The organism is Frateuria defendens (assembly GCF_001182895.1).
Classification (GTDB): domain Bacteria; phylum Pseudomonadota; class Gammaproteobacteria; order Xanthomonadales; family Rhodanobacteraceae; genus Frateuria_B; species Frateuria_B defendens.
This window is the reverse complement of the sequence record NZ_LFQR01000049.1, coordinates 19,117-38,355: the sequence shown is the minus strand read 5'-3', so window position 1 is coordinate 38,355 and position 19,239 is coordinate 19,117. Positions and strand designations below refer to the sequence as shown.

Here is a 19,239-nt window from a genome sequence, read left to right as displayed (position 1 = left end):
AGCTTACGCAGCGGTGATGCCGCTATGCCCGGTCGTGCGCAAGGCGCGCTACAGAAAAGCCGTGTCGGGGTTGGGCTTCAGCGCCCGCGCGGGCGGAACACCAGCGGCTGCGCGTCCGGTTGCGCCGAGGTCGCCGGCGCCTTGGGGCCGCAGCTGCCGCAGGTGCCGCAGCCGTCGCCGCAGCTGCCGGTGGCCTGCCTGGGCTGCAGCCAGCGGCCCAGCCGCCGCAGCCAGGCCGCGCGCCAGGGCTTGTTGAGCGCCGACGAGGCGCCCGCCTGCCAGCGCGTGGCGAGCTGCGGCGCCAGCTTGCGGAAGGTGTAGAGCACGCTGATCAGCACCAGCAGCGCGATCACCGCGTACTGCACCAGCAGGTTCGTCGTCATGTCAGCCACCTCGCGATCTGGTAGGTCAGCAGCGAAGCGACATAGGCCACCGCGAACATGTAGCCGAAGGAGATCGCCACGTTGCGCCAGGAATTGGTTTCGCGGCGGATCACCGCCAGCGTGGACATGCACTGCGGCGCGAAGGCGAACCACACCAGCAGCGACAGCGCGCTCGCCAGCGAGACGTGGGCCGTCAGCGCCTGGCCCAGGTCGCCGCCCTCGCCGCCCACCGCATACACCGTGGCCAGCGCGGCCACCGCCGTCTCGCGCGCGGCGAAGGCCGGGATCAGCGCCAGGCTGATCTGCCAGTTGAAGCCGAGCGGCCCGAAGATGTATTGCAGCCCACGGCCGAGGTAGCCGGCGATGCTGTACTCGATCGCCGGCCCGCTCGCTCCCGCCGGCGGCGACGGGAAGGTGGAGATGAACCACATCAGCACGGTCAGCGAGAGGATCACGCCGGTGAGGCGCTTCAAGAAGATCGAGCCGCGCTCCCACAGCCCGATCGCCACGTCGCGCGGATGCGGCAGCCGGTAAGACGGCAGCTCCATCAGCAGCGCGTGCTCGCTGCGGTCGCGGCGGATGCGCTTGATCACCCAGCCCACCGCCATCGCGCCGAGGATGCCCGCCGCGTACAGCGCGAACAGCACCAGCCCCTGCAGGTTGAAGGCGCCCAGCACGTGCCGCGCGGGGATGAAGGCCCCGATCAGCAGCGCATACACCGGCAGCCGCGCCGAGCAGGTCATCAGCGGCGCGACGAGGATGGTGGCGAGGCGGTCGCGCGGGTCCTGGATGCTGCGCGTGCCCATGATGCCGGGGATGGCGCAGGCGAAGCTCGACAGCAGCGGGATGAACGAGCGCCCGGTGAGCCCCACCGACAGCATCACGCGATCGAGCAGGAAGGCCGCGCGCGGCAGGTAGCCGGACTCCTCCAGCACCAGGATGAACAGGAACAGCACCAGGATCTCGGGCAGGAAGCCGAGCACCGTGCCCAGGCCGCCGAACAGGCCGTCGGTGACCAGGCTCTGCAACGGCCCCGCCGGCAGCAGCGCCGCGGCCTGCGCGCCGAGCCAGTCGAAGCCGTCGCCGATGGCGTCGGTGATCGGCTTGCCCACCGAGTACACCGCCTGGAACACCAGGAACATCACCACCGCCAGGATCGCCAGCCCGAACACCGGGTGCAGCGCCCAGCGGTCGAGCGCGTCGTCCACCTGCGCGGTGGCGCGCGGCATCACCACGGTGGCGGCCATCAGTTCGCGCACCTGCGCGTGCAGGCCGGCGCGGCTGGCTGCGTCGTCCGGCTGCGCGGGCGCGGCCGTCGGCATCTCGCCGTCCACCTGCGCGATCAGCGCACGCACGCCGCCGCGCTTCACCGCCACCGTCTCCACCACCGGCAGGCCGAGGCGGCGTTGCAGCTCGGGCACATCGATCGTGATGCCGCGGCGGCGCGCGGTGTCCATCATGTTGAGCGCCAGCACCACCGGGCGGCCCAGCCGCTTCACCTCCAGCACGAAGCGCAGGTGCAGGCGCAGGTTGGTGGCGTCGGCCACGCAGACGATCAGGTCCGGCGCGGCCTCACCCGGGTAGTTGCCTTCCAGCACGTCGCGGGTGATGCGCTCGTCGGGGCTGGTGACGTCGAAGCTGTAGGTGCCCGGCAGGTCCAGCAGCTGCAGCACGCGGCCGGAGGGGGCGGTGAAGCGGCCTTCCTTGCGCTCGATGGTGACGCCGGCGTAGTTGGCCACTTTCTGGCGGCCGCCGGTGAGCTGGTTGAACAACGCGGTCTTGCCGCAGTTGGGGTTGCCGACCAGGGCGATGCGCAGCGTACCGGCGCTCATGCCGCCTCCTGTTCTTTCAGCCGCACCGCCACCCGGGCCGCCTCGCTGCGACGCAACGCGAAGCGCGTGGAGCCGATCTGGATCAACAGCGGGTCCGCACCCAGCGGGCCCTGCGCCACCAACCGCACCGGCTCGCCCGCGACAAAGCCCAGGTCGCGCAGGCGTTGCGCGATCGGGTCATTGGCTTGGGCATCGTCCACACGGTCCACGACGGCAGCGGCTCCCTTGGGCAGATCGGACAGGCGCACAGCGGTCCACCGAAATAAGAATGGTTCGCATTGTACAGGAGGAGGCACTTTGTTGCAGCGCGCCTGCCTGAAGTGGATGGGCCCGTCATCCGCGCAAGGGGCAGTCATGCCTACAGTGGAAGATCACGATGCCAGCATCCGCAACGTTCGATCAGCCTTCGGGAAAGGAGAAGGAATGCACGTAGTTGTCAGCCGAGTTGCCGCACGAAACGCTCTAGCCACAGAAAGTTGACCAGAGGGGCGGTGGCGGCTTCCGCGCGGGTTCGCCGGACTTCATCCAGCAAAGCAAGCACTTCCTTACCGTCGACCAGGCCAGAGTCGGCCAGGGCACAGTCCTTCAATTGAGCCGCAATGGTGTCGGCTTGTTGCGCAATTAATTCGGGCAGGACCCGGGCGAAGGTTTCCTTGGCGTATCCAAGTCGGAAAACATCAGCTCCCAGGCTGGCTTGGAGGTAGTGCCGCAAAGGTGCACGTTCGTGACGGAAGGTTGCTGGAAGTCGATGGCAGAACCCGACCAGGACGGGATCGCAAAGCGGATTGACGGGCCACAAGCCATGCTGGAGAAGATGCGGCGCATGGCTGGCCTGGGCCAACAGGGCCGAAACGGGAACCGGTGCCTGTGGCGCATCGAACGTCCGCAGAGACCTTATGATGTTCAATGCGCGAGTACTCAACAGCTTTTGGGCACGCAACCGAATGTCGGTATAGATCCGGCTTGTAGGAGCCTGCGTAGGAGCCTGCGTATTATCCACTTCGAACCGGAATGGCAGGAACAGTTCGTCACCACCAACGCCCGTGAAAAGAAGTTGATCGCCACGCCTCGCCGCGCCAGCCCATAACGCCTGGAAGGCTTCTAGATAGAACTCCCGAAGCGGCCGCTCCCTTCGCCCGCCAGGCAAAAGATCAAGGGACGGTGGATAAGCCGCCATCTCCACAGTCTCGTCGAACAAGCCAAGCCGGGCGACGATATGCTGCCGGCGTTCGACCTGACTTCGCCGGCAATCGCCATCAAGCAGTATGCCCCGACTGGCCAACGGGCTAGCCGACTTGCTCAGTGCCACGGCAACAGCGGCTGAGTCCATGCCGCCACTCAACTGAACAACCATCCGGTCGGGAGCAAGCGGCCGCTTGGCGATCACGCGCCACAGCATCTCGCCAAAAGCCCGTCCGGCCTCATCGAGGCTGTTGGGCGCAGTTGCCGATGGCACGATCGGCCCTGATGGCCGTGGATACTGGTAGAAAACGTGTCCCGGCTCCACGTGCAGAGTCGATCGCTCCGTGAGCATGGTGATGCCGGTGCATAGCTGCCGCGCCGCATAAATAGGCTCTAGCAGCAAGGCGTGGCAAGCCACCTCTGCATCCAGGACCGAAGTGCGGGCAAGGAGGTCGGCAATATCCCAGGACAGTGCGACGCTTGTCTTGTCGACATGGCAATAGACGGGTGCGGAACCGAGCGCACCCGCACGGATCTTCAGCCTGGCTCCAAGTTGCGCCACCTCCACCAATACGTAGTCGAGGGGCCACGTTAGGCATTCGCGATAGAGCAGATCGAAATGATCTGCATCCACCACAACTTCCCGAGGTGAGGGCAGGACCGCTCCCCCGGCAACGCGCTCCCTGACCGCCACGAACCACTGCCGCTCCGTGCGCACCAGAAGTGTTTCAAGCGCAGGGTGGGCATAAGGCGTCAGTCGGCTTCCCCCGACAACAAGCTCGCTCCCCTGTAGAGTCACATCCAGTACTAAATCGCTCAGCGCGAGATCGGCTTTAATCATCCGTGACAATCCATCGCCTAAAACTAAGCGCCGCCTCTCAAGGGAGGCGGCGCATGCGATCCATACTCAAAATGGATCAACCACCGTCGTAGAGACCATACCCCTGTGCATCACTCGGCAAGCCGGGCTTGTGAAGAACGCGGGGTGCCGCGCTCTTGGGCATCGGTGCATCGACCTCGACCCCGAACGGGTTCATCTCGCAGAGATTTCCTTCGACATGCATATCGAAATGGCTCACAGCGTCACTCCATTGATCGAACACACCGTCACATGACGGCGGCTTGACGTTAGCACAAGTGTCGGTCGATGTAGATGCTCGAATGCCCCATCACACTGCTAGCAACAAACAGTTCAATTCATCCAGGCACAACCGAGATTACGCATTGGCTCATGTACTCAATTCTGGGCTGCTCGCAGCTACTCCGGCACTGGCCTAAGATGCACGCGCCCCGAAGATCGTCCATACATGGCTTGCCCCACTAGAGCTTGAGGAGACACGCATGGCTATTGGTGTTGAGGTCGCCGACCGCGACCGCGTGCGCGTCCTCACCCTGAACCGGCCCGAGGTGCACAACGCCTTCGACGACACGCTGATCGCCGAACTCACCGCCGCGCTCGACGACGCCGGCCGCGATCCGGCCGTGCGCGCGGTGATGCTGACCGGCGCGGGGATGAGCTTCTCCGCCGGCGCCGACCTCAACTGGATGCGCCGCATGGCCGCGGCGGGCGAGGAGGAAAACCGTGCCGACGCGCTGCGCCTAGCCCAGCTCATGCGCACCCTGCAGTTCTGCCCCAAGCCCACCCTCGCCCGCGTCAACGGCGCGGCCTACGGCGGCGGCGTGGGGCTGGTGGCCTGCTGCGACATCGCCATCGGCGCGGACACCGCCCGCTTCGGACTCACCGAGGTGAAGCTGGGTCTGGTGCCGGCGGCGATCTCGCCCTACGTGATCGCCGCGATCGGCCTGCGCCAGGCGCGCCGGCTGTTCCTCACCGGCGAACTGTTCGACGCGCCGACCGCGCTCGGCCTCGGCCTGCTGCACTGGATGGTCGCCGCCGAGGCGCTGGACGAAGCGGTGCAGGTCGTACTGGCACAACTGGCCAAGGCCGGCCCGCTCGCGCAGAGCGAAGCCAAGCGGCTGGCGCTGCGCATGGCCGGCGCCACCGAAGAGGCCGCCGGGCGCATCGACGCGGAGAACGCCGCGCTGATCGCCCGCCTGCGCGTCTCGGCCGAGGGCCAGGAGGGCCTCGCCGCCTTCCTCGCCAAGCGCGCGCCGGCGTGGGCAGCGGACGCCTAGCAACGCGCCCTTCGCACCCTCGCAACAGGACGGGGAGGACAACGCGGGAACCGGCATCGCTACGCCCCGCCATCACGCCCCGCACCACCGCATGACTACGCATCGCAATGCGCCAGCATCGCGCCGGCGCCCCGCCCGTGCTGCTGACGCCATGCTGTCAGCACGCCGCCGCTAGCTTGTCCGGACCCTTCACCCGCGGAGCCCGCACCATGACCCGCCGCATCCTCAACATCGCCGACGTCGAACTGCAGCCCCCACCGCCCGGCTACGGCCCCACCGGCCCCGCAGCCGAGCGCTTCGAGGCCCGCATGGGCCGCATCTCGCCGCAGCTCGGCGCGCAGAAGCTCGGCTACAACCTCACCGCGCTGCCGCCCGGCAAGCGGGCGTTCCCGTTCCACAACCACCGCGTCAACGAGGAGATGTTCTTCGTGCTCGAAGGCCAGGGCGAGGTGCGCATCGGCGAGGCGCGCCATCCGATCCGCGCCGGCGACATCATCGCCTGCCCGCCCGGCGGCCCGGAGAGCGCGCACCAGATCGTCAACACCGGCGAGGCGGAGCTGCGCTACCTCGCCGTGAGCACCACGGTGTCGCCGGAGATCTGCGAATACCCCGACTCGAACAAGTATGCCGTGGCGGGCGAGTTCGGACCGGATGCCGACGGCAAGCCGCAGAGCTTTCGCATGGTGGGACGCAACGGCGAATCGGTCGGCTACTGGGACGGCGAGTAAACACCATAAGGAGCGCGCTTGCGCGCGACCGCGGCGTTACCGCCGTGCGAGCTTGTCGCGCGCAAGCGCGCTCCACAAGGGCATGGATGACCATGCCGCGAAGAGCGCGAACCGGGCCCCAGGCTTGCGCGCAGCGATGCCTTCTGTTGCGCTGCGCATCGGCCGCGGCGCGGCGATCTGCTAGCGTCGCAGGCTTTGCATCGACACGGACAGCCGGGAACCCAAGCATGTTCGAGCGCGTACTGATTGCCAACCGCGGCGAGATCGCCTGCCGCGTGATCCGCACCTGCCGCCGCCTCGGCATCCACACCGTCGCCGTCTACTCGGAGGCCGACCGCGACGCGCAGCACGTGCGCCTCGCCGACGAGGCCTGGCCGATCGGCGGCCCGCGCCCGGCCGACTCCTACCTGCGCGGCGAGGCCATCCTGGAGGTCGCGCGGCGCAGCGGCGCGCAGGCGGTGCACCCGGGCTACGGTTTCCTGTCCGAGAACACCGCTTTCGCCCGCGCCTGCCTCGATGCCGGCATCGCCTTCATCGGCCCGCGCCCGGAAAGCATCGAGGCGATGGGCTCCAAGGCCGCCGCCAAGGCGCTGATGGAAGCACACGGCGTGCCGCTGGTGCCCGGCTACCATGGCGAGGAACAGGACCCGGGCTTCCTCGTCGGGGAGGCGCGGCGCACCGGCTTCCCGCTGATGATCAAGGCCGCGGCCGGCGGCGGCGGCAAGGGCATGCGCATCGTGCACGGGGAAGGCGAGTTCGCCGCCGCGCTCGCCGCCGCCCAGCGCGAGGCGCAGTCCTCCTTCGGCGATGCGCGGGTGATCCTGGAGCGCTACGTGGAGCATCCGCGCCACATCGAGTTCCAGGTGTTCGGCGACACGCACGGCCAGGTAATCCACCTGAACGAGCGCGAGTGCTCGGCCCAGCGCCGCTACCAGAAGGTGCTGGAGGAAACGCCCTCGCCCTTCCTCGACGCGCCGCGCCGCGCCGCGATGGGCGCCGCCGCGGTGGCCGCGGCCAGGGCGGTGGACTACGTGGGCGCCGGCACGGTGGAGTTCATCGTGGCGCCGGACGGCGCGTTCTTTTTCATGGAGATGAACACGCGGTTGCAGGTGGAGCATCCGGTGACGGAGATGACGCTGGGCCTCGACCTCGTCGAATGGCAGCTGCGCGTGGCCGCGGGCGAACCGCTGCCGCTGGCGCAGGAGGCCATCCGGGCGCAGGGCCACGCGATCGAGGTGCGCCTGTACGCCGAGGACCCCGAGCAGAACTTCCTGCCGGGCTCCGGCAGCTTGCAGACGCTGCGCCTGCCCGCGCCGTCGCCGCACGTGCGCCTCGATGGCGGCGTGGTCGAGGGCGATGCGGTGTCGATCTTCTACGACCCGATGATCGCCAAGCTGATCGTCTGGGACACGGACCGCCCGCAGGCGCTGCAACGCCTGCGCGAGGCGCTGGCCGGGTGCGAGATCGCAGGGCCTAAATCGAACATCGCCTTCCTCGAACGGCTGGCGCGGCATCCCGCGGTGGTCGAAGGCCGCATCGACACCGGCTACCTCGACCGCCACCTGGACGAATTCCTCGCCGGCGACGGCGCGCCCGACCCGCGCGTGCTGTTCGCCGCCGCCACCGCGGCGCTGCTGCACGACGAAGGCGACGTGCTGGCCGGCGTACGTCACGATGCCGACCCGTATTCGCCCTGGGCCCGCGCGGACGCCTGGCGCATCGGCCATCCGGGCAAGCGCATCGTGGCGCTGGGCCTCGGCGAGCACCGCTACGAGATCGAGGCGCTGGGCCACGACGGCGACTACCGCCTGCGTTACGGCGAGGCCGTTTGCGAGGTGCACGGGGCCCGCCACGACGGCGCGACGCTCAGCGCCCGCTTCGACGGCGAAGCCCTGCGCTACCCGCTGCACGCGGATGCCCGGCGCGTGCTGCTGCACGATGCCGCCGGCGCGCGCCACCGCTTCGAGCGCGCCGCCGCCTTCGCCTGGACTGCCGAAGAGGCCGCCGGCGGCGATCGCGTGATCGCACCGATGCCCGGCCGCATCGTGCTGGTGAAGGCCGGCGCGGGCGATGCCGTCGAGGCCGGCCAGGAGCTGCTGGTGATGGAGGCGATGAAGATGGAGCTGGCCTTGAAGGCGCCGCGCGCCGGCACCATCGAGAGCGTGAGCGCGGTGCAAGGCGAATTCGTCGAGGCCGACGCGGTGTTGATCCGGTTCAAGACCGAGGCCGTCGCAGCATGACCCTCATGACCACCCCTGCCGCCGAGGCCGCACAAAGCGCTGGCGGCCCTGCGGCCACCGACACCCTGGACACGCTGCTCGGCGACTGGCTGGAGCTGGTGCGCAACCACACCTTGCCACCCGGCTTCATCCTGCTTGCGGGCTCGTTCTTCTACGACCCGGCGACCTTCGGCAACCCGGCGCAGGCGAGCCTGGCCTTCTGGGGGTTGTTCGGCCTGGCCTGTCTCTATGCCGTGGCCAGCACGTTCAAGTTCACCCGCCGGCGCTTTCGCCGGATCGCGCACCGGGGCCGCAGGGAGTTCCTGCAAACCGTGAGCTTCAGCGTGCTCGGCGGCATCGCGCTCGGCTCGATCATCCTGGCCGGCAAGGTCGCGGATCATCGCCACGCCCTCGCAACGGCCGGCCAGGCCCCGCCGCCACACCGGAACGCCGCCGCATGAATACCGCAACCGACCACGTCCGCATCGTCGAAGTCGGCCCGCGCGACGGCCTGCAGAACGAGTCGGCCATCGTACCCACGGCGACCAAGATCGCGCTGATCGACCGCCTCTCCGACACCGGCCTCGCCACCATCGAGGCCACCAGCTTCGTCAGCCCCAAGTGGGTGCCGCAGCTGGCCGACGCGGCCGAGGTGTACGCAGGCATCCGCAAGGCCAGGGGCGTGAGCTACCCGGTGCTGGTACCCAACCTGCAAGGCTACGCGCGCGCCCGTGCGGCGGGCGCCGGCGAGGTCGCGGTGTTCACCGCGGCCTCCGAGGCGTTCAACCGCCGCAACGTCAACACCTCCATCGACGAATCCATCGAGCGCTTCGCGTCGGTGCTCGAACGCGCCAGGGTCGACGGCGTGCCGGTGCGCGGCTATGTCTCCACCGTGCTCGGCTGCCCCTACCAGGGCGAGGTGCCGGTGGCCGACGTGGTGCGCGTGGCGCGGCGCCTGCACGAGCTGGGCTGCTACGAAGTCTCCCTTGGCGACACCATCGGCGTGGGCACGCCGACCAGGGCGCGGGCCATGCTGCACGCAGTGGCGCAGGAGGTGCCGCTGCGCGCGCTCGCCGTGCACTTCCACGACACCTACGGCCAGGCGCTGGCGAACATCCTGGCCTGCCTGGAGGAAGGCGTGCGCGTGGTAGACAGCGCCGTCTCCGGCACCGGCGGCTGCCCCTACGCCAAGGGCGCCACCGGCAACGTGGCCAGCGAGGACGTGGTGTACATGCTGCACGGCATGGGCCTTCATACCGGCATCGACCTGGACAAGCTGGTCGCCACCGGCGCCTGGCTCGCCGCCCAGCTCGGCAAGGACACGGCGAGCCGGGTCACCAAGGCGCGCAGCGCGGCGTAGGCGCGGATGCGCCCGCCGGCGCATCTTCCGTTCCCGGCCTTCCGTTCCGGCCCGCCGCACCCGCTATGATCGTCCCTTGATCGGTGGGGAAGCGAGGCGATGCGGTCGGTTCTGTTGAAACGCTTGTGCTGTGCGGCCTTCGCGCTGCTCCTGCCCGCCGCCCTGCCCGCCGCGGCCGACACCGCCAAGGGCGACTGGCTGCTCCTCCCCGACCGCGTATGGACCGCCGACGGCGACGCCGCGCACAACGGCTGGGCGGTACTGGTGCATGAGGGCGCCATTGCAGCGGTCGGCCCGGCCGCCAGCATCGTCGTGCCCGCCGGCGCGCACCGCGTCACCCTGCGCGGCGCCACGCTCACGCCCGGCCTGATCGACCTGCACGCGCACCTGTTCCTGCATCCGTACAACGAGACGCTGTGGAACGACCAGGTGCTGAAGGAGCCGCAGGACTACCGCACGCTGGAAGCGGCGAAGCACGCGCGCGACACCCTGCTGGCCGGCTTCACCACCCTGCGCGACCTCGGCACCGAAGGCGCCGGCTATGCCGACGTGTCGGTGAAGCACGCCATCGACGAGGGCCTGATCCCCGGCCCGCGCCTGTTCGTGGCCACCCGCGCCATCGTCGCCACCGCCAGCTACGGGCCCGGCCCGCGCGGCTTCCGCCCCGACCTCGACCTGCCCGGCGGCGCGCAGGAGGTGAGCGGCGCGGACGCGGCGATGGTCGCGGTGCGCGAGCAGGCCGCGCGCGGCGCGGACTGGATCAAGCTCTACGCCGACTACCGCGTGGGCCCGGACGGCGCCACCGCGCCCACCTTCACGCCGGCCGAGCTGAAGGCCATCGTGGACACCGCCCACCTGCTCGGCCGCCCGGTCGCCGCGCACGCGGCCAGCGACGCCGGCGTGCGCATGGCGGTGGAAGCCGGCGTGGACAGCATCGAGCACGGCTACGGCGCCGGCGAGGCCACCTTCCGCCTGATGAAGCAGCGCGGCACCGCCTACCAGCCCACGCTCACCGCGGTCGCATCCACCGCCGAATACTTCGAACACTACCGCCCCGGCGACGCCCCCACCGCGCGCATGCGCGAGGCGGCGCAGGCCTTCCGCATCGCGCTCGGGCTCGGCGTGCTGATCGGCAACGGCAGCGACGTGGGCGTGTTCGCGCACGGCGCCAACTGGCGCGAACCGGCGGCGATGGTGGCCGATGGCATGACGCCAACGCAGGCGCTGCATGCCGCCACCGACGTGGCCGCGCGCATCCTGCGCCAGCAGGGCCGCTTCGGCGCCATCGCGCCCGGCCTGCGCGCCGACCTCGCCGCCTTCGCCGGCGATCCGGCCGCGCACATCGACGACCTCGCGCACCCCGTCTTCGTGATGAAGGACGGCGTGCCCTACCGCACCCCCGACACCCAGCCATGAGCGACACCTACCTGATCCGCCCCATCGAACCGCGCGACGACGAAGCCGTCGCCGCCATCATCCGCGCCGTGATGCCCGAGTTCGGCGCCGACGGCCCCGGCTTCGCCCTCCACGACCCGGAGGTGGACGGCATGTCCGCCGCCTACGCGCAGCCGCGCCGCGCCTACTTCGTGGTGGAGCGCGAGGGCGCGGTGATCGGCGGCGCCGGCGTGGCGCCGCTGGACGGCGGCGAGGCCGACGTGTGCGAGCTGCGCAAGATGTACTTCCTGCCCCAGGCGCGCGGCCTGGGCGCCGGCGCGGCGATGATGCAGCGCTGTCTCGACGCCGCCCGCGGCTTCGGCTTCCGCCGCTGCTACCTGGAGACCTTGACCGGCATGGACGCCGCGCAGGCGCTGTACCGGCGCAGCGGCTTCACCACGCTGTGCGAACCGATGGGCGGCACCGGCCACCACGGCTGCGACCGCTGGTTCATCCGCGAGCTGTGAGCGCTGCCATGCCCAGCCGCGACCCGCGCATCGACGCCTACATCGCCAAGGCCGCGCCGTTCGCGCAGCCGATCCTCGAACACGTGCGCGCGCGGGTGCACGCGGCCTGCCCCGAAGTGGAGGAGAGCACCAAGTGGGGCTTCCCGCACTTCGGCTACCGGGGCGCGATGATGTGCTCCATCGCCGCCTTCAAGCGGCACTGCGCGCTCGGCTTCTGGCTGCACGAGCAGGTGGTGGGCGAAGGTGTGGACGGCGCGATGGGTCAGTTCGGCCGCCTCACGGCGCTGGCCGACCTGCCGTCGGACAAGCAGTTCGAGGCATACATCCGCAAAGCCATGGCGCTCAACGAAGCGGGCGTGAAGCGCAGCCGCCCCGAGGCCGCGCCCAGGCCGCCGCCCGAGCTACCCGCAGATCTCGCCACGGCACTGGCGAAGCAGGCGCATGCCGTCGCGCGCCGAACCTGGACGGGCTTCAGCGCCAGCGCGCAGCGCGAGTACGCCGGATGGCTGGACGAGGCGAAGACCGAAGCCACCCGCCACAAGCGCCTCGCCACCACGCTGGAATGGCTGGCCGAAGGCAAGCAGCGCAACTGGAAATACCAGCGATGAACCATCCGCCCGAGTCCGCCCTGCCCGGGCACCGCCCGCCCCAGCTCGTCTTCGACGTGGACGACCCGACCCGGCCCGACGTGCTGCCGCTGATCCGCCAGCTGGACGGCTATCTGGCCAAACTCTATCCCGCCAGCGACGTCGAGCCGGCCGCGCCGGAGGCGCTGCAGCACCCCAACGTAAGCCTGATCACCGCGCGCGTGGACGGCACCCCGGTGGCCTGCGGCGCCTGCATTGACGAGGGCGACTACGTGGAGGTCAAGCGCATGTACGTGCTGCCCGCCTGCCGCGGCCTCGGCCTCGGCCGCCAGCTGCTCGACGCGATGGAGGCGCACGTGCGCCGCGGCGGCGGCAAGCTGGTGCGGCTGTCGACCGGCACCGCCCAGACCGAGGCGCTGGAACTCTACGAAAGCGCCGGCTACCGGCGCTGCCCGCCCTTCGGCGAACATCGCGCCCATTCGCAAAACGTCTGCATGGAAAAACCGCTCGCATGATCCGCATCGCCCGCCCCGAGGACGCCGCCGCCGTCCACGCCATCTACGCCCCGCACGTGGCCGAAGGCGTCGCCACCTTCGAAACCGACCTCCCCGGCGAGGCGGTGATGCGCGAACGCATCCTCGGCAAGCTCCGGCACTACCCCTGGCTGATCTGGGAAGAGGACGGCCGCGTGCTGGCCTACGCCTACGCCAGCCGCTTCCGCGAGCGCGCCGCCTACGACTGGATCGCCGAGACGTCCATCTACGTGCACACCGACGCCCGCCGCCACGGCATCGCCCGCCGGCTCTACCCGGTGCTGCTGGAGGCGATGCGTCTGCAGGGCATCAACCAGGCGGTGGGCGTGATCACTCTGCCCGGCGAGGCCAGCGTGATGCTGCATGCGGCGCTGGGCTTCGAGCCCGCCGGCGTGTGGCGCAAGGCCGGCTACAAGCTCGGCCGCTGGTGGGACGTGGGCGTGTGGCAGCGCGAGCTGCAGGCCCCGGCCGCCGTGCCCGCGGCGGTGCTGCCGTTTCCGGCGTTGGCGGGCAGCGAGGACTTCCAGCGCCTGCTGGGTTGAGCCGCTTCCTACAGGGGCGGCAACGCCCTGCCAAGAAAAAGCCCGGCCGCACGCGGCCGGGCTTTTCGCACTCGCCGACTTTCCGACGGCCTCACTGGGTGAGGATGTCCACGATGATGCCGGTGGCGATCGCCACCATCAGGAAGTCGCCGTTGTCGCTGCGGATCCAGTGGTAGCCGCGTGGCGGCTCGCGCAGGTGCGCGTAGCGCCAGTCGGTCACCACGTAGCGGGGGCCGAGGAACTCCGGCGGCACCCGGCCGCCGCGCTTGTACCAGCCCTCGTGCCGGCCGCGGTCGTGGAAGCCGCGGTAGACGACGCCGGGCGGGCCATGGCCGTGGTCGTCGCGGTCGTAGCCGCGGTCCTTGTCGTGGCCATGACCATGACCGTGGCCGCGATCCTGGTCGTCGTCGTAGCCATTGTCGTTGCCGTGGCCGTGGCCCTGTCCATGGGATTGCGCAAGCAAGGCCGGGCTGGACGCCAGCATGGCGGCGCAAACGAATAGCGTGCCCAACTGCTTTTTCATGATCGGCTCCTCGAGCGGGATGACGTGCACGGATCGCTGGGGCGGCCGGTGCGGCACCGTCTCGCAGGCCGGCACTTGCCGCCGCGACACGATCCTCGGCCACAAAGCTGGCCCGCCGCCCCCTAAGAGAGCATGAACGAAGCGGCCCCGCCGTGTCCGTGTTCAGCTTCTCCCTGTCGAGCCCCCGGAGGCAACGGCCCGGCCATCCCCGACCGTTCAGGCCGCACGGGAAGCGAAGCCGCATGATTTCGCGACGCACCCGGCTCGCGGTGAGCCGCCACACCGATTGAGCTAGGCTGCCTTCACCCGCTTCCGACACGGCGCGTGGAAATCGATGGCCCGCCAGCGCGACGGCAAGACCCTCCCCGGACGCCAGCTCCGCGCGTCCCTGCTGCGCGTCGAAAAGGCCCTGCACGCGGTGCGCACCGCCGCCACGCCGAGCGCGGTGCATCGCCTGCGGGTGGCGACGCGCCGGGCCCGTGCCGGGCTGTTGCGGCTGCCGCCCGACACGGTGCCCAAGGCGCTCGATGCCAGGCTCGATGCCCTGCGCGCGGCCAGCGGCCCGCTGCGCGACCTCGACGTGCTGCGCAAGGACACCCTGCCGCGCTGCCGGGCAGAGACCGGCGCCCGGCTGCCGGCCACGCTGCGCCGGCTGCTGGCCGCGCGGCGCCAGGCCGAGCTGGACGTCTTCCTCGCCGCCATCGCACCCCTGCACGCGGCCGCCGTGATCGAAAAAGCCCGCCTCGGGCTCGCCCGCGCCAGGCGCGCGGACGCGGCGCCCTTGCCGCTGCCGCCCCTGCTGCGCAAGGCGCGCAAGCGCCTGCGCAAGCGCGGCAAGGCCTTCCGCGGCGACGGCCCGGAAGCCGAGCACCGCCTGCGCATCGGGGCCAAGAAGATGCGCTACCTGCTGGAAACCCTGCCCCGCCCCGCACCGTTGCAGGCCAAGTGGCGGCGGCGCTGCGAGAACTTGCAAACCAGCCTGGGCGCGCTGCGCGACCTGGCAATGGGGCGCGCGCTGCTGGAAGAGGCCGCCCACGGCCCCGCCGACGCACCATTCGTCGAGCGCTATGCCCGCTGGCAGGCGCGCGCCGCCGCGCCGCTGCGCCGCAAGGCCAGGCGCCAGATCGAGGCCATCGCCAAGCTCGACAAGCCCTGGCGCGGCCTGCCCGCGGATTGAAGGCCGCCCGGCCCGGGCGCCATGCCGGCCCCACCGTGCCGACCGCGTGAACGGCTACAATCCCGCGCTTTACGGTTCGCGCGGGAGGTTCCCATGCAGCTCGATCGGGTCAGGGCCGTCATCACCGGCGGCGCGTCCGGCCTCGGCCACGCGGTGGCGCAGCACTTCGTCGCCCACGGCGGCAAGGTGGCGCTGTTCGACGTCAACGGGGAGAAGGGCCAGGCCGCCGCGCAGGCGCTGGGCGAGGCCGCACGCTTCCTCCGCACCGACGTGACGTCCGAGGACGGCGTAACCGCCAACCTGGCCGCCGCGCGCGAGGCGATGGGCGGGCTCAACGTGGTGGTGAACTGCGCCGGCATCCTCGGCGCCGGCCGCGTGCTGGGCAAGGACGGTCCGATGCCGCTCGGCAGCTTCGCCGGCACGGTGATGGTGAACCTTATCGGCAGCTTCAACGTGGCCAAGGCCGGCGCGGCGCTGATGCAGCACAACGAGCCAGGCGAGGACGGCGAGCGCGGGGTGATCGTGAACACCGCCTCGGTGGCCGCCTACGAAGGCCAGGTCGGCCAGGCCGCCTACTCCGCCTCCAAGGGCGGCGTGGTGGGCATGACCCTGCCGATGGCGCGCGAGCTGGCCCGCTTCGGCATCCGCGTGGCGACCATCGCGCCGGGCATCTTCTGGACGCCGATGGTGGACGGCATGTCCGAGGCCGTGCAGCAGTCGCTGGCCGCCTCGATCCCCTTCCCTCCGCGCCTGGGCCGGCCGGAGGAGTTCGCCGCCACGGTGGCCTTCATCCTCGGCAACCGCTATATCAACGGCGAAACCATCCGCCTCGACGGCGCCGTGCGCTTGGCACCCAAGTAGCAGGGAGTCGGAATTGGGAATAGCCAAAGCCGCCCCCAAGCCCCCTCCCCGCACCCCTCCTAATTCCCTATTCCCAACTCCCGATTCCCTCCCAAAAAATGAAAGCTTCCGACGTCAAGAAAGGCAACGTGGTCGAACACGAAGGCACCGTCTACCAGGTGCGCGACATCGAGCGCAGCGCGCCCACCGCGCGCGGCGGCAACGTCACCTTCCGCTTCACGCTGTACGCCATCCCCGGCGGGCGCAAGTTCGACCTGAGCCTGCGCGCCGACGACGACCTCAAGGAAATGGAGCTGGTGCGCCGCGCGGCCAACTTCTCCTACATGGACGGCGCGGCCTTCGTGTTCATGGACACGGAGGACTACACCCAGTACCCGCTCGACCCCGAGCTGGTGGGCGACAGCGCCGGCTACATCGTCGAGGGCCTCGAGGGCTACTACGTGCAGCTGATCGACGACGCGCCGGTGGGCCTGCAGGTGCCCACCAGCGTGGCGCTGACCGTGGTCGACACCGCGCCCGAGCTCAAGGGCGCCAGCGCCACCAAGCGCACCAAGCCGGCCAAGCTCGCCACCGGCATCGAGATCCAGGTGCCCGAGTACATCAGCAACGACGACAAGGTGTGGGTGAACACCTTGACCGGCGAGTTCGCCGGCCGGGCCTGAGCACATGCGGGAGGCGGCAGCACCGCCTCCCGCGCCGCGCAGGCCGGGCCTTGCCCGCCACCCCTCGCCGCACGGCGACTGCCCGGCGGACGAGGCCGTGCACGTGCCCGGCGACGAGCGCATCAACCACCCGGGCACCACGTTCGAATAGCCCGGCCGTCCGCCGCGCCGGAGGTTGCCGTGGCACAGGCAGGGGCGGCGGCTCTCGTCCACCGGCGCGGCGTGGTCCGCCGGCCGCGAACGCCATCCGGCCTTTAGCGGCGCCTTCAGCTGCGCTGGGGCAGAATCGTTGTCCCGCCACGCAAGCCACCGGCTCCCACCATGCCCGACAACGGCTATTCGCTACGCGCGAGCGTCCTGGAAAGTCTGACCAAGACCAAGCGGCCGGACGTGCCGCTGCGCGTGGTGCTGCGCAATACCGCCGCGGTGGTGCTGCCGCTGGCGCTGGGCATGGCGAGCGGGCAGACCGCGATCGGCCTGGGCGTGGCCGCCGGCGCGCTGGACACCATGTTCTCCGACCAGCCCGGCCCCTACCGCCAACGCATCTGGCAGCTGGTGCTGGCCTCGCTGGCCGCGGGCTTCGCCGCCCTGCTCGGCTTCCTGATCGGCGACCAGCTGGTGCCGATGCTGCTGGCCGCGGCGGCGTGCGGCTTCGGCGGCGGCCTGCTGGTGGTGTTCGGCACCGACATCGCGCGCGTGGGCATGACCAGCATGATCCTGCTGGTGGTCACCGGCGCCACGCCGATCCACTCCCTGGGCGGCGCGCTCGGCGCGGCCGGGCTGATCTTCGGCGGCGGCCTGCTGATGATGCTGTTCTCGGTGGCGGCCTGGCCGCTGCAGCGCTACCGCCCCGAGCGCGAGGCGCTGGCCGCGGTCTACCGCGACCTCGCCGCGCTGGCCCGGCAGCAGGCGCACGACGACGCCGACGCGCCGGAGCTCACCGAGACCATGACCCGCCTGCAACACACCCTGCTCGGCCGCCACCACGCGCGCGGCCGCGCCATGGAGGCCTTCGGCGTGCTGCTGGAGCTGGCCGAGCGCATCCGCCTCGAACTCACCGCGCTGGCCGAGCTGCGCGCCGGCCCCAACCTGCACGCGACCTTCCGCGGCGACGCCGCGCGCGTGCTGGCGGCGATCGCCGATGCGCTCGAAGCCGGCGCCGTGCCGGCGCAGGCCGAGCGGGCCCTGGAAAGCCTCCAGCTCGACGAGTCCGCGCTGCTGAGCCACGGCAGCGGCGCCGAGGCCCTGGCCGCGCACACCCGCGCGCTGTCCGGCCAGCTGGCCGCCGCCGTGCGCAACGCCAACTGGGCCGGCAGCCGCGGCGAGCAGCGCGCCGAGACCACCGAGCTGTCGCTGCCGCGCGCGCTGCGCGGCAGCTCCGCGCTCGCCACGCTGCGCGCCAACCTCACCCCGCATTCGGTGGCCTTCCGCCATGCGGTGCGCAGCGCCGTGTGCCTGAGCGCCGCGGTGCTGCTCTCGCGCGAGCTGCAACTGCCGCACGGCTACTGGCTGCCGATGACGGTGGCGATCGTGCTGCGCGCGGACTTCGCCGCCACCTTCAACTTCGGCCTGCTGCGCGTGGTCGGCACCGTGCTCGGCCTGGTGCTCACCACCGCGCTGCTGCACGTGACGCCCGCCGAGCCGTGGGCCCATCTCGCGCTGATGGCGCTGCTGTGCATGGCCTTCCGCTACCTGGCCGGCGCGCACTACGGCGTGGCGGTGGCGGCGCTGACCGGCACGGTGGTGATCCTGCTCTCCTTCGACGGCGTGAACTCCACCGTGGCGGTGACCGACCGCGTGGTCAGCACCGCGCTGGGCAGCGGCATGGCCCTGCTCGCCTACCTGCTGTGGCCGACCTGGGAGCACGGCCGCGCCCGCCCGGCCCTGGCCGACATGCTCGACGCCTACGCCGACTACCTGCTCGCCCTGGCCCGGCCCGAGCGGCGCAGCGCCCATGGCGAGGCGCGCACCGGCGCCCGCACCGCGCGCAGCAACGCGCAGGCCTCGATCGAGCGCATGCGCGCGGAGCCGGCCACGCCCGCGCCGCTGCTCGACCTCGCCAACGCGCTGCTCGCCAACGGCAACCGCCTGGCGCGCACCACGATGACGCTGGAGGCGGTGATCGACACCCACGGCGGCCTGCCCGAGCAGGCCGAGGTCAGCGTGTTCGTGGACCACGCCGCCACCGCCCTGCGCGACATCGCCGCCGCCCTGCGCGAGAACCGCCCGCCCGCCGCCCTGCCCGACCTGCGCGCGCTGCAGCGCAGCCTGGCCGAGCTGCTGGCGATGGCCGAGGACGGCGAGGCCGCCGCGCAGCTGGTGCGCCTCAGCGACCGCCTGGTGGACAACGTGGACACGCTGGCCTACGTGCTCGGCCGCAGCCGGCCAGGGCTGGCGGCCTCGCCGGCGATGCGCCAGGTGCATCCTTAGACTGCGTGGACCCGATTGCGTGGTCCGGCGCTTCCAGCGGCCCGTCCACGATCTCCCTGCAAAAGCTGACTATCCCGTAGATACCGTCTTGCTCACCCCCTCGCAAGGGCCCGCTCGGTGTCGAAGGTGGAGCCCCAGCCGGCCTGGCTGCCGAACAAGCGTTCCTGGCTGACAATGGAGCCC

Annotated in this window: 20 protein-coding genes; 14 read left to right on the top strand and 6 right to left on the bottom strand. The window is 70.8% G+C overall.

Annotated features, from left to right (window positions below; genetic code table 11):
* Positions 1-77: 77 nt before the first annotated feature.
* From ACH65_RS08420 to ACH65_RS19770, 5 genes are all read right to left on the bottom strand, one after another.
* Positions 78-383 (bottom strand): DUF6587 family protein, encoded by a 306-nt coding sequence (locus tag ACH65_RS08420; RefSeq protein WP_049622142.1) that lies wholly within the window; start codon positions 381-383, stop codon positions 78-80.
* Complete coding sequence (gene feoB / locus ACH65_RS08415) at positions 380-2,215, bottom strand: ferrous iron transporter B (protein ID WP_049622141.1); 1,836 nt, start codon at positions 2,213-2,215, stop codon at positions 380-382. The genes ACH65_RS08420 and feoB overlap by 4 nt, the downstream gene beginning before the upstream one ends.
* Positions 2,212-2,463 carry a FeoA family protein gene (locus ACH65_RS08410; protein ID WP_049622140.1) on the bottom strand — a complete coding sequence of 84 codons (252 nt, stop codon included), beginning with the start codon at positions 2,461-2,463 and terminating at the stop codon, positions 2,212-2,214. Before ACH65_RS08410 ends, feoB begins: the two co-directional genes overlap by 4 nt.
* Before the next feature lie 188 nt (positions 2,464-2,651).
* Positions 2,652-4,238: an asparagine synthetase B family protein gene (locus tag ACH65_RS18910; RefSeq protein WP_082190212.1), complete on the bottom strand. Its 1,587-nt coding sequence runs from the start codon at positions 4,236-4,238 to the stop codon at positions 2,652-2,654.
* A 76-nt stretch (positions 4,239-4,314) separates the two neighbouring features.
* The gene (locus tag ACH65_RS19770; protein WP_153242530.1) at positions 4,315-4,476 is read right to left on the bottom strand and encodes a hypothetical protein; all 162 of its coding nucleotides are present in this window, start codon (positions 4,474-4,476) and stop codon (positions 4,315-4,317) included.
* 262 nt (positions 4,477-4,738) lie between these two features.
* On the opposite strand from ACH65_RS19770, the gene ACH65_RS08405 reads away from it, so the two are divergent.
* From ACH65_RS08405 to ACH65_RS08360, 10 genes are all read left to right on the top strand, one after another.
* The gene (locus ACH65_RS08405; RefSeq protein ID WP_049622139.1) at positions 4,739-5,533 is read left to right on the top strand and encodes an enoyl-CoA hydratase-related protein; all 795 of its coding nucleotides are present in this window, start codon (positions 4,739-4,741) and stop codon (positions 5,531-5,533) included.
* 209 nt (positions 5,534-5,742) lie between these two features.
* Positions 5,743-6,261, top strand: a complete 519-nt coding sequence (locus tag ACH65_RS08400) for a cupin domain-containing protein (protein WP_049622138.1) — start codon at positions 5,743-5,745, stop codon at positions 6,259-6,261.
* A 227-nt stretch (positions 6,262-6,488) separates the two neighbouring features.
* Positions 6,489-8,501: an acetyl/propionyl/methylcrotonyl-CoA carboxylase subunit alpha gene (locus ACH65_RS08395; protein WP_049622137.1), complete on the top strand. Its 2,013-nt coding sequence runs from the start codon at positions 6,489-6,491 to the stop codon at positions 8,499-8,501.
* On the top strand, positions 8,498-8,941 hold the full coding sequence (locus tag ACH65_RS08390) for a hypothetical protein (protein ID WP_049622136.1): 444 nt from the start codon (positions 8,498-8,500) through the stop codon (positions 8,939-8,941). Before ACH65_RS08395 ends, ACH65_RS08390 begins: the two co-directional genes overlap by 4 nt.
* Positions 8,938-9,840 (top strand): hydroxymethylglutaryl-CoA lyase, encoded by a 903-nt coding sequence (locus ACH65_RS08385; RefSeq protein ID WP_049622135.1) that lies wholly within the window; start codon positions 8,938-8,940, stop codon positions 9,838-9,840. Before ACH65_RS08390 ends, ACH65_RS08385 begins: the two co-directional genes overlap by 4 nt.
* 99 nt (positions 9,841-9,939) lie before the next feature.
* The gene (locus tag ACH65_RS08380; RefSeq protein ID WP_049622134.1) at positions 9,940-11,256 is read left to right on the top strand and encodes a metal-dependent hydrolase family protein; all 1,317 of its coding nucleotides are present in this window, start codon (positions 9,940-9,942) and stop codon (positions 11,254-11,256) included.
* Positions 11,253-11,741 (top strand): GNAT family N-acetyltransferase, encoded by a 489-nt coding sequence (locus ACH65_RS08375; RefSeq protein WP_049622133.1) that lies wholly within the window; start codon positions 11,253-11,255, stop codon positions 11,739-11,741. The genes ACH65_RS08380 and ACH65_RS08375 overlap by 4 nt, the downstream gene beginning before the upstream one ends.
* An 8-nt stretch (positions 11,742-11,749) precedes the next feature.
* On the top strand, positions 11,750-12,349 hold the full coding sequence (locus ACH65_RS08370) for a YdeI/OmpD-associated family protein (RefSeq protein WP_049622132.1): 600 nt from the start codon (positions 11,750-11,752) through the stop codon (positions 12,347-12,349).
* Positions 12,346-12,843 carry a GNAT family N-acetyltransferase gene (locus ACH65_RS08365; RefSeq protein WP_049622131.1) on the top strand — a complete coding sequence of 166 codons (498 nt, stop codon included), beginning with the start codon at positions 12,346-12,348 and terminating at the stop codon, positions 12,841-12,843. The genes ACH65_RS08370 and ACH65_RS08365 overlap by 4 nt, the downstream gene beginning before the upstream one ends.
* Positions 12,840-13,403 carry a GNAT family N-acetyltransferase gene (locus ACH65_RS08360; protein WP_049622130.1) on the top strand — a complete coding sequence of 188 codons (564 nt, stop codon included), beginning with the start codon at positions 12,840-12,842 and terminating at the stop codon, positions 13,401-13,403. The genes ACH65_RS08365 and ACH65_RS08360 overlap by 4 nt, the downstream gene beginning before the upstream one ends.
* 91 nt (positions 13,404-13,494) lie before the next feature.
* On the opposite strand, the gene ACH65_RS08355 is transcribed toward ACH65_RS08360, so the two are convergent.
* Entirely contained in the window at positions 13,495-13,926 is a 432-nt protein-coding gene (locus tag ACH65_RS08355) for an RcnB family protein (RefSeq protein WP_049622159.1), read from the bottom strand.
* A 334-nt stretch (positions 13,927-14,260) separates the two neighbouring features.
* Between ACH65_RS08355 and ACH65_RS08350 the strand changes: the two genes are divergently transcribed.
* The 4 genes from ACH65_RS08350 to ACH65_RS08335 all read left to right on the top strand — a co-directional run bounded on the left by ACH65_RS08350 (position 14,261) and on the right by ACH65_RS08335 (position 19,056).
* Entirely contained in the window at positions 14,261-15,103 is an 843-nt protein-coding gene (locus ACH65_RS08350; protein WP_049622129.1) for a CHAD domain-containing protein, read from the top strand.
* A 93-nt stretch (positions 15,104-15,196) separates the two neighbouring features.
* Positions 15,197-15,964 (top strand): SDR family NAD(P)-dependent oxidoreductase, encoded by a 768-nt coding sequence (locus ACH65_RS08345; protein WP_049622128.1) that lies wholly within the window; start codon positions 15,197-15,199, stop codon positions 15,962-15,964.
* A 98-nt stretch (positions 15,965-16,062) separates the two neighbouring features.
* A complete protein-coding gene (gene efpL / locus ACH65_RS08340) occupies positions 16,063-16,626 on the top strand; it encodes an elongation factor P-like protein EfpL (RefSeq protein ID WP_049622127.1) in 564 nt (187 codons plus the stop codon).
* 321 nt (positions 16,627-16,947) lie between these two features.
* A complete protein-coding gene (locus ACH65_RS08335) occupies positions 16,948-19,056 on the top strand; it encodes an FUSC family protein (RefSeq protein WP_049622126.1) in 2,109 nt (702 codons plus the stop codon).
* Positions 19,057-19,239 lie beyond the last annotated feature (183 nt).

Excerpts from the sequence above, each read along its gene's own strand:
- ACH65_RS08420 (WP_049622142.1), bottom strand. The coding sequence starts at position 383 with ATGACGACGAACCTGCTGGTGCAGTACGCGGTGATCGCGCTGCTGGTG.
- feoB (WP_049622141.1), bottom strand. The coding sequence starts at position 2,215 with ATGAGCGCCGGTACGCTGCGCATCGCCCTGGTCGGCAACCCCAACTGC.
- ACH65_RS18910 (WP_082190212.1), bottom strand. The coding sequence starts at position 4,238 with ATGATTAAAGCCGATCTCGCGCTGAGCGATTTAGTACTGGATGTGACT.
- ACH65_RS08405 (WP_049622139.1), top strand. The coding sequence starts at position 4,739 with ATGGCTATTGGTGTTGAGGTCGCCGACCGCGACCGCGTGCGCGTCCTC.
- ACH65_RS08400 (WP_049622138.1), top strand. The coding sequence starts at position 5,743 with ATGACCCGCCGCATCCTCAACATCGCCGACGTCGAACTGCAGCCCCCA.
- ACH65_RS08395 (WP_049622137.1), top strand. The coding sequence starts at position 6,489 with ATGTTCGAGCGCGTACTGATTGCCAACCGCGGCGAGATCGCCTGCCGC.
- ACH65_RS08390 (WP_049622136.1), top strand. The coding sequence starts at position 8,498 with ATGACCCTCATGACCACCCCTGCCGCCGAGGCCGCACAAAGCGCTGGC.
- ACH65_RS08385 (WP_049622135.1), top strand. The coding sequence starts at position 8,938 with ATGAATACCGCAACCGACCACGTCCGCATCGTCGAAGTCGGCCCGCGC.
- ACH65_RS08380 (WP_049622134.1), top strand. The coding sequence starts at position 9,940 with ATGCGGTCGGTTCTGTTGAAACGCTTGTGCTGTGCGGCCTTCGCGCTG.
- ACH65_RS08375 (WP_049622133.1), top strand. The coding sequence starts at position 11,253 with ATGAGCGACACCTACCTGATCCGCCCCATCGAACCGCGCGACGACGAA.
- ACH65_RS08370 (WP_049622132.1), top strand. The coding sequence starts at position 11,750 with ATGCCCAGCCGCGACCCGCGCATCGACGCCTACATCGCCAAGGCCGCG.
- ACH65_RS08365 (WP_049622131.1), top strand. The coding sequence starts at position 12,346 with ATGAACCATCCGCCCGAGTCCGCCCTGCCCGGGCACCGCCCGCCCCAG.
- ACH65_RS08360 (WP_049622130.1), top strand. The coding sequence starts at position 12,840 with ATGATCCGCATCGCCCGCCCCGAGGACGCCGCCGCCGTCCACGCCATC.
- ACH65_RS08355 (WP_049622159.1), bottom strand. The coding sequence starts at position 13,926 with ATGAAAAAGCAGTTGGGCACGCTATTCGTTTGCGCCGCCATGCTGGCG.
- ACH65_RS08350 (WP_049622129.1), top strand. The coding sequence starts at position 14,261 with ATGGCCCGCCAGCGCGACGGCAAGACCCTCCCCGGACGCCAGCTCCGC.
- ACH65_RS08345 (WP_049622128.1), top strand. The coding sequence starts at position 15,197 with ATGCAGCTCGATCGGGTCAGGGCCGTCATCACCGGCGGCGCGTCCGGC.
- efpL (WP_049622127.1), top strand. The coding sequence starts at position 16,063 with ATGAAAGCTTCCGACGTCAAGAAAGGCAACGTGGTCGAACACGAAGGC.
- ACH65_RS08335 (WP_049622126.1), top strand. The coding sequence starts at position 16,948 with ATGCCCGACAACGGCTATTCGCTACGCGCGAGCGTCCTGGAAAGTCTG.